At 61.0% G+C, this 12,177-nt stretch carries 12 protein-coding genes; 4 read left to right on the top strand and 8 right to left on the bottom strand.

Annotated features, from left to right (window positions below):
* Positions 1 to 123 precede the first annotated feature (123 nt).
* Complete coding sequence (locus ACWR1S_RS19475; RefSeq protein WP_454564635.1) at positions 124 to 912, bottom strand: response regulator transcription factor; 789 nt, start codon at positions 910 to 912, stop codon at positions 124 to 126.
* A gap of 126 nt (positions 913 to 1,038) precedes the next feature.
* Entirely contained in the window at positions 1,039 to 1,509 is a 471-nt protein-coding gene (locus tag ACWR1S_RS19470) for an A24 family peptidase (protein ID WP_454564634.1), read from the bottom strand.
* Between the two features lie 75 nt (positions 1,510 to 1,584).
* On the opposite strand from ACWR1S_RS19470, the gene ACWR1S_RS19465 reads away from it, so the two are divergent.
* Positions 1,585 to 2,028 carry a TadE/TadG family type IV pilus assembly protein gene (locus ACWR1S_RS19465; RefSeq protein ID WP_242208428.1) on the top strand — a complete coding sequence of 148 codons (444 nt, stop codon included), beginning with the start codon at positions 1,585 to 1,587 and terminating at the stop codon, positions 2,026 to 2,028.
* Positions 2,025 to 4,778: a PAS domain-containing sensor histidine kinase gene (locus tag ACWR1S_RS19460; RefSeq protein WP_454564633.1), complete on the top strand. Its 2,754-nt coding sequence runs from the start codon at positions 2,025 to 2,027 to the stop codon at positions 4,776 to 4,778. Before ACWR1S_RS19465 ends, ACWR1S_RS19460 begins: the two co-directional genes overlap by 4 nt.
* Here ACWR1S_RS19460 and ACWR1S_RS19455 read toward each other — a convergent pair.
* From ACWR1S_RS19455 to ACWR1S_RS19435, 5 genes are all read right to left on the bottom strand, one after another.
* Positions 4,775 to 6,763 (bottom strand): pilus assembly protein TadG-related protein, encoded by a 1,989-nt coding sequence (locus ACWR1S_RS19455; RefSeq protein WP_454564632.1) that lies wholly within the window; start codon positions 6,761 to 6,763, stop codon positions 4,775 to 4,777. The genes ACWR1S_RS19460 and ACWR1S_RS19455 overlap by 4 nt on opposite strands.
* Positions 6,764 to 7,000: 237 nt before the next feature.
* Positions 7,001 to 7,558 carry a DUF4136 domain-containing protein gene (locus tag ACWR1S_RS19450; protein ID WP_454564631.1) on the bottom strand — a complete coding sequence of 186 codons (558 nt, stop codon included), beginning with the start codon at positions 7,556 to 7,558 and terminating at the stop codon, positions 7,001 to 7,003.
* A gap of 54 nt (positions 7,559 to 7,612) precedes the next feature.
* Positions 7,613 to 8,227 carry a DUF4136 domain-containing protein gene (locus tag ACWR1S_RS19445; protein WP_454564630.1) on the bottom strand — a complete coding sequence of 205 codons (615 nt, stop codon included), beginning with the start codon at positions 8,225 to 8,227 and terminating at the stop codon, positions 7,613 to 7,615.
* A gap of 12 nt (positions 8,228 to 8,239) precedes the next feature.
* Positions 8,240 to 8,989 carry a methyltransferase gene (locus ACWR1S_RS19440; protein ID WP_454564629.1) on the bottom strand — a complete coding sequence of 250 codons (750 nt, stop codon included), beginning with the start codon at positions 8,987 to 8,989 and terminating at the stop codon, positions 8,240 to 8,242.
* Positions 8,989 to 9,291 (bottom strand): MazG-like family protein, encoded by a 303-nt coding sequence (locus tag ACWR1S_RS19435; RefSeq protein WP_454564628.1) that lies wholly within the window; start codon positions 9,289 to 9,291, stop codon positions 8,989 to 8,991. Before ACWR1S_RS19435 ends, ACWR1S_RS19440 begins: the two co-directional genes overlap by 1 nt.
* Before the next feature lie 129 nt (positions 9,292 to 9,420).
* On the opposite strand from ACWR1S_RS19435, the gene ACWR1S_RS19430 reads away from it, so the two are divergent.
* Together ACWR1S_RS19430 and ACWR1S_RS19425 are read left to right on the top strand one after the other, a co-directional pair.
* A complete protein-coding gene (locus ACWR1S_RS19430; protein WP_064388791.1) occupies positions 9,421 to 9,714 on the top strand; it encodes a hypothetical protein in 294 nt (97 codons plus the stop codon).
* Between the two features lie 244 nt (positions 9,715 to 9,958).
* Complete coding sequence (locus ACWR1S_RS19425) at positions 9,959 to 11,308, top strand: MATE family efflux transporter (protein ID WP_454564627.1); 1,350 nt, start codon at positions 9,959 to 9,961, stop codon at positions 11,306 to 11,308.
* Here ACWR1S_RS19425 and ACWR1S_RS19420 read toward each other — a convergent pair.
* Positions 11,302 to 12,177 (bottom strand): alpha/beta hydrolase, encoded by an 876-nt coding sequence (locus ACWR1S_RS19420; RefSeq protein ID WP_454564626.1) that lies wholly within the window; start codon positions 12,175 to 12,177, stop codon positions 11,302 to 11,304. The two genes, ACWR1S_RS19425 and ACWR1S_RS19420, sit on opposite strands and share 7 nt — an antisense overlap.

Below are 12,177 nucleotides of genomic sequence, written 5' to 3'. Positions count from 1 at the left end.
TGGTTACTTTTTGGCGTCTGAAAAAGTGACCCGCTGTAAGAGCGGAACCGCCAGCGGCAACACCCGCAGCAACGGATATTCACCCAAAACCCCAAGAGCATGGTCGGCCCAAAGGCCGCCAAGTCAATGCGCCGTAACCCACTGCCGAGAAGCAGAAGCACTCGGCGACAGAGCCAAGGCCAACTGCGTCCGATTATGCATATGCGTCAACCGCAACACCTGCGAAACATAAAGCTTCACCGTGTTCTCGGTAATCCCCAACTCACAGGCAATCTGGTAATTGGTCTGCCCCTTGCCCACCAACCGCGCCACATCCAGCTGCCGCGGCGACAACTGACTGAAAATCGCCGGCATCTCCTGCGCCTCAGCCTCGGCAGACTCACCACCCGACACATCGCGAGCCACCGTCGAAGGATTGCGCCGCACCTTGTCCAGATCCTGATACAGGTCATCAATCGACTCAGACAAATACTGCAACTTCTGATTCAAATGCCCCAGTTGCAGATTCTTCTGCCGCTCCTGCAAAGCCAACTCCTGACGCTGCACCCCTTCGAGCAACTCCTCCAGATCAATCGGCTTCTGATAATAATCGGCAATCCCTGCGCGCAACGCCTTGATCACATCCTGCTTGTCAGCACGGCCAGTGAGCATGATCGCCTCGAACGCCCGATGCTTGCCCGCCAGCCGCTGCAACGCCTGGATCAACTGAATGCCATCCATGTCCGGCATGTGCAGATCACTCAACACCAGACCGATTTCCGCGTCCTCACTGAAACGCTCAATCGCCTGCTGACTGGACTCACACGGCACACAGCGATAACCGCTGCTTTCAAGAAACTCGCACAATTCCTCCACAATCAACGGCTGATCGTCGACCACGAGGACTTTTACCGCAGACGTAAGCTTGTTCACGCGCTACTCCATGTCCCAGGCCAAAGCTGACCATTCCTGTACTGCCAGCCTTTGGCTGTATAACCAGTTCCTTTGAAAGTAGACGTACTTTCCGACTATGTACATAGGACTAGTGGCGCTTGGCGACTAATGGATCCAAAACAGAACCAGTAGCGTCCCAACCAGCACAAACGGAGCAAATGGCAGCTTTTTTGACATAGATGGCCCCATATATCGCAGACGTTCTCTAAGCCCTTGACTCATATGAAGCCAGACTCTTGGCGCCAGCAGCATCCAGACCACGCTGGCGAATCCTGCGCCAATAAATACGCCAAGAATGAACAGACCGTTCGTCGCAAGCCCCAGAGCTGTCATTAATTTCACATCGCCGGCGCCCATGCGGCCCATGAAAAAACCCGGCAGGGTCAGTGCCAGCGCAATCACGCAAGCCCAACCACCCTGCGCCGCTTCCGCGCCCAGCCAGGTGCTGCCGGTCGACAACAGCCAGATCAGCGCCAGCGCGGCAACGCCGAGGGTCAGAGCATTGGCAATGCGGCGCTGGCGGGCGTCTTGCGCCGCGCACAACACCAGCCATATCAGGAGGACAAAACTGTGCATCCGGTAAAAACCGTCCGTTTTTGCTGAATGATTCTATGCTGATACTACGCAGTGACAGTCAGGGTAGACGCACTCATGAAAACCGGCTTTCGGAAGTCGCAAAAAGGTGCGGTGGCGATCGAGTTCGCCTTGGTGTTCATCGTCTTTTTCGCCGTGTTCTACGGTCTGGTCAGCTACAGCCTGCCGTTGGTGATGATGCAATCGTTCAATCAGGCCACGTCCGAAGCGGTGCGCCGCAGCGTCGCGGTCGACCCCAACACACCTAATTATTCAACGGTGGTGATCAACACCGCTAACGCCACCCTGACCCAGCAATTGTCGTGGATCCGGCCGATCTTCAACCTGGTGATCGGCGTTGATACCAGCGTCCAATACAGCGCTTCGGGCCTGCTGACGGTGCAAGTGAATTATCCGGTCAGCAAACTCAATCAGGTCATGCCGTTTCTGGTGCTGCCGGGCATCGGCACAGTGCCCAATCTGCCGCCCTACCTGACCGCCACCTCGAGTCTGCAATTTTGACCTCGGGGGACAAGCTCTTCGGGCGCCTGCTCAAACGCACACCGCCCGCCGCCCACGAGTTGCCCGACCCACTCGGCTCACCCGCAACAGGCTTGCACCTGTACCTGAACGACGACGCTGGCGTGCTGCACATCGCTGGCCCGTTACGTCATCTGCTGGCGCAGCACAAACCCCACAATCAGCCCTTGCCACTGAGTGCCTATCTGTTGCCGCACAGCACATTGACCATCGAAGGTCGGCCGAGGGAGTGGCAAGGGCTACTGCTCGATCTCGACTTTTCGGGCTTGGGCGAGCAGCCCTTGCACGTGCGTGGCTGGGTCCAGCCGCAGGGCGAAGGCTGGTTGATGCAGTTGATCGACATCGCCGACCTGTTAATCGAACGCCAGCAATCGCGCCACCGTGACGCCTGCCAATTGATGGCCGGGCAGATCAGCGAACAGCTGCGCGCGTGCAGCCAGCTGCGATTGCCGGTGATCGTCAGCGAACAACTGCAGGTGATTGCCCAGCGCTGGCATATCCCTTGTCTGGCACTGGCCTTGCTCGATGATGAGGCACAGGACTGGCAGATTTATCGCCAGTATCGCGCCCACGATGCGCCAACCTTGTGGCATGACGAGCAACGTCTCGGCACGCCCCTGGACAGCCTCAACGGCGCCGCGCCACAGCGTGTCGGCGCGCACCATGGTCTCGACGAACATTCACGGGTGCAGGCTCTGTTTGGCAATGCCGAAGGTTTCGCCGTGCCGTACAGCGATGAACGCGGCGTGGTGGCCTGGCTGCTCTGCGGTTTTTATCCCGTGGATAGCGCCGCGCCCTACCTGACCGAGCGCGACTGGATAGCGCTGCTCGCCGCGCTGGCCGGGCCGTTGCTCGGGCGCCTGCGCGAACAGCAACATCACCTGCAACTGGAACGGATCGAAGCGCTGCAAACCCTGCTCGGCACCGGCTGGTGGGAGATTTTGGCAGGCGACGCCCACATTCAACTGGCCCCCGCGCTGGCGGCGGCCCTGAACGTCAACCCTGGCGGATTAGCGCTGGAAGACTGGCTGGCACAGATCCATCCCGCCGACCGCGACGAGTTGCGCAGTCGTCTGCAAGCCTTGCAACAACACGGTGAAGCCCTGACGTTATCGGTGCGCCTGCACAGTGGTAATAACGAGCAGGCGCCCATGTGGTATCGCGTGCAGGGCCAAGTGATTGGCAACGGCACGCAACGGCGGTTGGTCGGTTTCATGCTCGATATCAGCGACATCCAGAACCAGCAACAACGGGCCGCCGCCGCGCATGCACGGCTGGACAACCTGATCGCCAGTTCGCCGGCGGTGATTTACGTCCAGCACTACCACGAAGGCGCGCTGATCCCGGCGTTCTTCAGTGCCAGCCTGCAACCCTTGCTGGGCTGGAGCCTGGTGGATTGCAGCGACGGCGCACTGGTCGAGATGATCCACCCTGAAGACCGCGACCTGTATTTCGCCCGCAGCCGCCAGTTGCTGCGTGAAGGTTCAGTGCGCACGCGTTATCGACTGCGCGACCAACGCGGCGAATATCACTGGCTGCTTGATGAAGCCAAACTGCTGCGCAATGACCTCGGCCTGCCGGTGGAGGCGGTGGGTTTGTGGCTGGACGTCACTGAAGCGACCCTCGCGGCTGAACAGGTGAAAAAGAGTGAAGAACGCTACCGGATCCTGGTAGAGGACTCACCGGCGATGATCTGTCGTTACCGCCCGGACCTGACTCTGACGTTTGGCAACCGGCCGTTGGCGACCTATCTGGAATGCACGCCGGAAGAGTTGCCGGGGGTCGATCTGGGCAGTTGGATGTCCGACGAACAACGTGCCGCCTTCGTCCAGCGCCTCGCTTCGCTGACCGCAGAGCAACCGGTGAGCACCGCGGAAATCAGCCTGCAACTGCCCGGCCGCGAACACGCCTGGTGGGTGTGGTCCGATCGCGGCGTATTCGATGAGCACGGCCAGTTGATCGAAGTGCAAGCGGTAGGCCGCGACAACACCGAGGTGCGCCGCTCGCAGCAGCAACTCACGCAAAGCGCGAAAATGGCCACCCTTGGCGAAATGGCCACCGGCCTGGCCCACGAAATCAATCAGCCGCTGAACGTGATGCGCATGGCCATCGTCAACGTGCTCAAGCGCCTGGGCAACGGCGATGTGCAGGTCGATTACCTGACCGACAAACTTAACCGCATCGATGCGCAGGTGCAGCGGGCAGCGAAAGTCGTCGATCACATGCGCGTATTCGGTCGACGTTCGGAGATCGAGCAGCAACTGTTCAACCCCGCCTCGGCCATCGAAGGCACGCTGTCGCTGCTGGCCGAAGGCATGCGCGGTAAAGGCGTAGACTTGCGCATCAGCGAGACAGGGTTCGAGGTGCAAGTGCGTGGCTACGTCGATCAGCTTGAGCAGGTGTTGATCAACCTGATGGTCAACGCGCGGGATGCGTTACTGAGCAAACGCGAGAAGGACTCAAGCTTCAAACCGTGGATCTCAATCTACGCTGAACGTGATGAGCAGCATGTGCGACTGTGGGTCGAGGACAACGGGGGCGGCATCGATCCGCGTTTGCTGGAGCGGATTTTCGAGCCGTTTTTCACCACCAAACCCATCGGCGTCGGCACCGGGCTGGGGCTGTCGGTGAGCTACGGCATCATCGACAACATGGGCGGCGAGTTGAGCGTGCGCAATTCGGCGGAGGGTGCGCGGTTCTGCATCGAGCTGCCGATTGCCCCTGATGCCTAGATCACCAGATAAGCCTTGCCGGTCTGGCCGCAAGTCATGTTGGCGCCGACGTCGACGTCCATCAGATTGATGCCCAGACCTTTGAGCAGGTTGTTCAGCAGCGGGTCGAGCAACGGGCTGATCAGGTTGGTCACGACTGGCAGCAATTTACTGGTGACATCACTGATCAGCGAAGCAACGTCCGTGACAATGGCGCCAAACGGGTTACCGCTCTGCGGTTTGTAAACAATCAGATTGATCCCCGCCAGCGTGTTGCTGAGGCTGCCGACGATATTATTGGTCGGAGCCGCCGACTGGATACTCGGTGGCAATTTGAGGTTGGCCGGCGTGGTGAACGGCGTACCGCTGGAAAACAGCAGGTCCTGGGAGCTTTGCGCGACCGACGTGTCGAGCATGATCGCGATGCCACCAGCGCCATAGGTAATATGAGAGTGCGGATCACAACTGCCGAGCCCGGCGACCCTGTAGCACGTGGCAATCCCCAAATCGATCAGCGCCAGCGGCGCGACCGTCGGCTCGGCAGCGGATGAAAACGCATTGGTGGCGTCGATATTGCCGAGTTTGAGATCGGCAATCGAGGTGACGGTGTGTGCGGTCAGGCTCTTGGTGCCGGTCGTGTCCGTCGGGCAGCTGTAATCGGTGAGATAACTTTTAGCGCCGCCGGCATCCAGACTGATGTCGATTCTCGGCGACGGCAGGAGCAGAGGATCCAACTGCTGGCAGCCGATGCAGATAACCGAACTCAGTACCGCCACCAGATTCAGATGCAGCAGTTCATTGACCGTAGAGGTCAATGTCCCGACCAGCCCGACAACCGCATTGGCCAGCCCGGTCACCCCGGACAGCACCGGCAAGTTCACCGACAGCATCGTACGAATCTGCGCGGTTCGGACATAAATCCGATCCGGCCCCAACGGATTCGCCTTGGCCCGCGCCGGATCGCCAATCGCAGAAAACTGCGGCGGCTCAATCACCTTCACCCGCACCGTGACATTCGCCAGCCCCAGCACGCTGATCGGCAACGTCGCCGCCACCGCACTCTTGCTGTTGGCCAGTTGCACCACGCCCTGAATCAGTTGCAGCAGTTGCAGATTGGCGTCCAGCCCCGCCGCCGTGGTGCCGGTCTGCAATTGCAGGATGTCGCCCAGTTTGACCGGCGCCGCATTGATCGCCGCTACCTGTAACTGGCCCAGCGCGGTGATCACCTGGGCAGTCGCGCCATTGAGTTGCACCACCGTCGCCGCCGCCTGAATCAGTTGCGTCACGGTCGCTTGGGTATTGAGCAACTGCGTGTAGTTGCCCGCCGCGACGTTGAGATTGATCGCCAGTTGATCAAGGTATTTGAGCAGGTTGATGTCAGTGTTCAGCAGACCATCCCAACCCAGCGCCGTGAGGTTGACGTTACCGCCGAGCAGCCCGGAAAACAGCGGATTGAGGATGTTCGACTGGGCCGTATCGATGCTGGCCAGGGTGCTGCGAATATTCAGTTGGGCCACCGTCGGCTGCGGTTTGGCAGCCACCGCCGAGGCATTGAGCGTGGTGTTGAGACTGACGGGGGTCCCGCTGAACAGGGCCTGCACGCCGCCAGCGAAACTGGTGGTCACGGTTCGACTGGCGACGACTTTCACCGCCGCCGCTTGCGTGGCATCCACCGCGAATGTGCGCAGGCCGGTGGCGGCGGTCACCAAGGTGCCACACGTAGTGGCGAGGGTATTGCTGGCATCGACAATGTAGCCATTGCGCACGACGCTTTGCCCGGCATAACTGGCGGCGCTCAGGCCCGGCAGGCAATTGCCGCCACGACTCACGGCTTCGAGGGCGGCGTTGTCGACCACCCGCTGCAATTTGCGTTGTTCCATGTACAAGCGGCCGGTGTCGACCACCAGCAACAGCATCACCACCGCCAGACTGAGGGTGGCCGCCGCCATCAAGCCGATTGCCCCGCGTTGCCGGGCCGGGCCGTTGAAATGCGAACGAGGCGACATGGCGCACTCCTTTGCCGTGACCTCCATTGATGCAACTGAGTGTAGACGCGCCTAATGGCAACGCGCCATTTCGAACAGACAAACATCCCTGTGGGAGCGAGCCTGCTCGCGAAGGCGTCGTGTCAGATAAATAATAGTTGAATGACACTCCGCTTTCGCGAGCAGGCTCGCTCCCACATTAGAGTTTATGGTGGAACAAAAAAATGGGAGCTCAGCAGCTCCCACTTTTTAACGGATTCAGCGCGGTGGATAGTTGGCCAGAATCCGCGTGACCGTCTCGCGGATGGCATTGCTGCGATCCTCCGGATTCGGCCTGCTGGCGAGCATCTGCTCATCGCTGCCGCGCCACACCAGTTTGCCGTCCTTGCCGTCGAGCAGGTCGATCTGGATAGTCGCGACCTTGTAGGTGATGTTGCGCGTTTCGTTGTACATCGGCGCGCCCCAGTAGCCGTTCCACGGGCCACCCCAACCGCCGCCGTAGTTGGTCGTCACCTGCTGCTGACGATCCTCGACGATCAAATAGGTCTGCACACTCAAGTCCCCCTTGGTGCCCGCCGCCGCAGGACGCAAACCGCGCTGGTCGAGCTGATCGGCCACAGCCTGGCGGATGCGTTGTTCGGTCAGGTCACTCTTGATCCGTGGATCATCGGGGCGGTATTGCAGGGCGGGGTCTTTCCAGCTCCAGCTGCGATAGGCGGCAAAGTCGCGACTGGCATCGAAGTCGTGGTTGACCTGGTTGGCGGCGCAAGCGCTGAGCAGCGCGGCCATGGCCAGTAGAGCGAGACGGCGGAACATGATTTATCTCCGGTTGAAGACATGAACCTGCGGGAGCCTCTCATCGACAGGAGGCTAGCTGGGAGGATACGCCGACATGGCCTTTTCCACAGCTTCGCGGATCGAATCGGTGCGATCGATTTCACTGCCCTTGTTCGCGGTTTCGGCACTGGCGCTCCACACCGGCTGACCGCTGCCGGCATCGAACAGATCGACTTGCACCACCACGACTTGCTCGGAATACGTACGTACGATTGGCACCGTGTTGTACATGCCATAACCGCGACCATAGCGATCATAGCCGCCGTATCCGCCACCGTAATAACCATAGTCGTCCTGGACCTGGCGCAAGCGGGTTTCCAGACGCAGATTGGCGCTGACCAACAAGTCGGCTGGGCGATTGTCGTGCAACGGACGCAAACCGCGCTGATCGAGGGCATTGCTCACCGCCTCGGCCACTTGCGCCGAATCAGCCCACGCCGTGCCCGGTGGCAGTTGCCCCTTGAGCCACGCCCAACTGCGATAACGCCCATAATCACGCGGCGGCGCCGGGTACGCGCTGCGATCGAAGGTGTTGGCGGCTTGCGCCGGCGCCGGCGGCAAGGGCCGCGATTGCGCCACGTACGGGTTGCTGCTCTGGCAAGCAGCCAATCCCAGACAGATCAGCAATAACCCGGATTGAGCTTTCATGTCGCGCTCCGATCAGATCGGCCGGCAGATCCAGTGCAAGTAACGCCCAAGCCCGGCGAAGCTTGGGTGACGGCGGTGAGCGAGCTCCATCTCGAGCAAATCAACAAGTTCGGCGCGGGCCTGGAATTCCACTGGCATGTAGTCGTGGAAAACGCGGATCCCACTCTGGCTTTCGACCTGCCACAGGCCGTCGAGTTGCGTTGCCAATTCGCGCGGATCGAGGGGCTGCTGCGGCGTCAGGCTCTGCTTTTCACCGGCCATGTCGTTCTTGCGCATTTTCTTGAAATGGCCTTTGAGCAGGTTGCGGTAGATCAGCGCATCACGGTTGTAGAACGCCAGCGACAACCAGCCGCCAGGTTTGGTCAATTGATGCAGCACCGGCAGGATCGCGTGGGGTTCGGCGAGCCATTCCAGCACGGCGTGGCAAATCACCAGATCGTACGGTTCAGTGAGTTGCCCGAGCAGTTCCTGCCACGGCGCCTGAATGAACGTCGCGGTTTGCCCGGCTTCAGCGAAACGCTGGCGCGCGCCTTCAAGCATCGGCTCGGCCGGCTCGGTGAAGGTCACGTCGTGGCCGCGCTCGGCCAGCCACAGCGACATATGGCCGAGGCCGCCACCGATGTCGAGCACCCGCAACGGGCGATCCGGCAGCGCTTCGGCCAGGTCAGCCTGCAACACCGCGAGACGGATCGCGCCTTTGGCGCCACCGTAGATTTTTTCGGCGAAACGCGTCGCCAACTGATCGAAATGCCGGTCGCTCATCAGCTGAACCGCCGTTCGCTGTCGGCAAGCTTGGCGCGTACCACTTCATTCATGTCCAACCCCAACTCGCTGCACAGCAGCAACAGGTACAGGACGATATCGCCGACTTCCTGCCCGGCGTGGGCGAGTGTGTCAGCGGGCAGCTGGCGCGACTGGTCTTCCGTCAGCCACTGGAAGATTTCCAGCAGCTCGGACATCTCGACGCTAGCTGCCATGGCGAGATTTTTCGGGCTGTGAAATTGCCGCCAGTCATTGCGGTCGCGAATGGCGTGCAGGCGTTCGGTCAGTTCAACAAGGTTCATCGGGCTCTCCTGAAGGCGTATAGCTTCGGGGGGAAGCTGCATGAAGGCAAGCGTAAACCGTCTATCATGCAGGGAACTCGGCCACCCGCGTTGTGGCCCAAGGCTCAGCCCTTTCATCAGGATGCACATATGCAGGTAGAAAGCTTTTTCGAATGGCTCGGCCAGGCGCTGGGTTCGATCATCCGCTTTATCGTTGATGGCCTCAGTGGGCTGTTCAACATTCTGAGCAATGCCGGCGGCAACTTTGTCGACGGGCTGGCGAAGACGCTGGGGATGGACACGTCGATCATCAGCATCATCGCGCTGATTGTAGGGCTGATGCTGTTGTGGTCGGCGATTCGAGCGTTCATGAATGCGTCGATTATTGCCGGGATTATCTGGTTGCTGCTGGGGTTGTGGCTGCTTAGCTGGATTATTCATTAGGCCGTTGAAGAGCCCCTCATCGGAACGCCGCCCGCCTAACCCTCTCCCGGAGGGAGAGGGGACTGACCGGGGGATATTCAAGAGCTACACCGACTTGAGCGAGTTTCAGCAAATCCATAATCGGCACATGCTCTCAGGTCGATGGATGACGCCAGACACCTCGGTCGGCGCCCTCTCCCTCTGGAAGAGGGCTGGGGTGAGGGTGGCTTCTACCGCTACAATGCCGCTCCCCCAAGGAGCCCGCATGTCCACTCTGATCGCCGACTGGCGCGACCGCTCGACGCACCGCAAGGTCTGGGCGCTCGCCGCGCCGATGATTCTGTCCAATATTTCCGTACCGCTGGTGGCGCTGGTCGACAGCACCGTCATTGGCCACTTGCCCCACGCCCATCAATTGGGCGCGGTGGCGGTAGGCGCCAGCCTGTACACCTTTCTCGCCTGGGCCATGGGCTTTCTGCGCATGGGTACTACCGGGTTTGCCGCGCAAGCCGCCGGGCGCAGCGACGGTGCGGCGTTGCGGCAGATTCTGTTACAGGGTTTGCTGTTGGCGATGGGGCTGGCGCTGGTGCTTGGCACTTTGGGTGTGCCGCTAAGCGGAGTTGCACTGCACTTCATGCAACCGTCGGAGGAGCTGGATCAGCTCACCCGGGATTTCTTCCACACACGGCTGTTCGGCCTGCCGGCGGCGCTGGCCAGTTATGCACTGGTCGGCTGGTTCCTCGGTACACAGAACGCCCGGGCGCCGCTGGCGATTCTGCTGACCACCAACCTGATCAACATTGTCCTCAATCTGTGGTTTGTCATCGGCCTGGACTGGGGCGTGGTCGGTTCGGCGCGGGCCTCGGTGATCGCCGAATGGAGCGGCGCCCTGCTTGGCCTGCTGCTGACACGTAAGGCATTGCGGGCGTATCCGGGGCACATCGCCTGGGCGGCGCTGAAGGTCTGGCAGAGTTGGCACCCGTTGCTGGCGGTCAACCGCGACATCTTCATCCGCAGCCTGGCGTTGCAATCGGTGTTTTTCATGATCACCGTGCAAGGCGCGCGCCTGGGGGATTCGACGGTGGCCGCCAACGCGCTGCTGCTCAATGGCTTGCTGCTGACCGCACATGCGCTGGACGGCCTGGCCCATGCCGTCGAAGCCTTGTGTGGACACGCTATCGGTGCCCGCGATCGTCTGGCTTTGCGGCAATCGCTGGTAGTGGCCGGAGGCTGGTCGCTGATCGCCAGCCTCGGATTTGCGGCGCTGTTTCTGCTCGCCGGGCACCTGTTCATCGAGATGCAGACCGACATCCAGAGCGTGCGCGACACCGCGTTCGTCTACCTGCCCTACCTCGCTGTGCTGCCACTGATTGCGGTCTGGAGCTACTTGCTCGATGGCCTGTTCATCGGCGCCACCCGCGCGCGGGAAATGCGCAACGGCATGTTGATCACGGTGGTGCTGTTAACGCCGTTCGCCTGGGCGCTGCAAGGTCTGGGCAATCACGGGCTGTGGATATCTTTTCTGCTGTTCATGGTGCTGCGCAGCCTGACCCTCGGCGCGCAAGCCTGGTGGCTCAAGCGCAACGATGGCTGGTTCAGGGGCGGCGTTCACTGATCCTGCGTGTGCGCGATAAACCCGACCACCTGATCGAGCACCGGTGCCAGGCGCCGCAACGGACGGGACAGACTCGCCACCAAGGTTATGTGGCTGGGCCGCGAGTAATACAGATCCTGCACCGGCACACCGGCCTCGCGCAGCTTGCTCGCAAGGCCGCCGGTGTTGCGGGTCGGGTTGACCAGATCATCTTTGCTCGCCGCAATCAGCAGCGCGGGCGGTGCGCCGCGACTGACATGGTTGATCGGCTGCGATTGCGGTGGTGAGTCCGGCCAGAAGAACACCGGGCGCACCTCGGGATTCTTGATCGGCAGAAAGTCATACGGCCCGGCCAGGCCGATCCAGCCCTGCAAATCCCTGGGCGACATGCCCACCGCCGCAAGCCATTCGCCATCCAGCGCGAGCATCGCCGCGTTGTATCCGCCGGAGCTGTGGCCCATCAGATACAAACGCTGCGGGTTGCCGGAAAACTCGCGGATATGCGCTTTGGTCCAGGCCACCGCCCGCGCCCCGTCCTGCAGAAACAGCGGATAGCGCACCTGCGGGTACAAGCGGTAATCCGCCACCACCGTGACAATCCCCCTGGACGCCAGCGCTTCGCCGACAAAGCGGTAGTCGAGGCGCGAACCGCTGTTCCAGCTGCCGCCATAGAAAAACACCACCACCGGCGCGCCCGGCATAGGCTGATGCGGCACATACACATCGAGCTTCTGCCGAGGATCGTCGCCATACGCAATGCCTGCGGTTTTGTCGTACGTGCTGTCCGGGGTCAGCGCGTTGAGCAACTGCACCGGCGAACACCCGCTCAGCACCAGCAGCAACACACTGCCGAGCATGGCGCCGAAACCTTGTCGGAATAAACCTGGCAT

Source organism: Pseudomonas sp. AIG (genome assembly GCF_977020205.1).
Note: the sequence above shows the minus strand (reverse complement) of the source record. Positions and strands in the feature narration are given on the sequence as shown.

Bases quoted from the DNA above. Each gene is read 5' to 3' on its own strand.
- ACWR1S_RS19470 (WP_454564634.1), bottom strand. From the start codon at position 1,509: ATGCACAGTTTTGTCCTCCTGATATGGCTGGTGTTGTGCGCGGCGCAA.
- ACWR1S_RS19465 (WP_242208428.1), top strand. From the start codon at position 1,585: ATGAAAACCGGCTTTCGGAAGTCGCAAAAAGGTGCGGTGGCGATCGAG.
- ACWR1S_RS19455 (WP_454564632.1), bottom strand. From the start codon at position 6,763: ATGTCGCCTCGTTCGCATTTCAACGGCCCGGCCCGGCAACGCGGGGCA.
- ACWR1S_RS19450 (WP_454564631.1), bottom strand. From the start codon at position 7,558: ATGTTCCGCCGTCTCGCTCTACTGGCCATGGCCGCGCTGCTCAGCGCT.
- ACWR1S_RS19445 (WP_454564630.1), bottom strand. From the start codon at position 8,227: ATGAAAGCTCAATCCGGGTTATTGCTGATCTGTCTGGGATTGGCTGCT.
- ACWR1S_RS19440 (WP_454564629.1), bottom strand. From the start codon at position 8,989: ATGAGCGACCGGCATTTCGATCAGTTGGCGACGCGTTTCGCCGAAAAA.
- ACWR1S_RS19435 (WP_454564628.1), bottom strand. From the start codon at position 9,291: ATGAACCTTGTTGAACTGACCGAACGCCTGCACGCCATTCGCGACCGC.
- ACWR1S_RS19430 (WP_064388791.1), top strand. From the start codon at position 9,421: ATGCAGGTAGAAAGCTTTTTCGAATGGCTCGGCCAGGCGCTGGGTTCG.
- ACWR1S_RS19425 (WP_454564627.1), top strand. From the start codon at position 9,959: ATGTCCACTCTGATCGCCGACTGGCGCGACCGCTCGACGCACCGCAAG.
- ACWR1S_RS19420 (WP_454564626.1), bottom strand. From the start codon at position 12,177: ATGCCAGGTTTATTCCGACAAGGTTTCGGCGCCATGCTCGGCAGTGTG.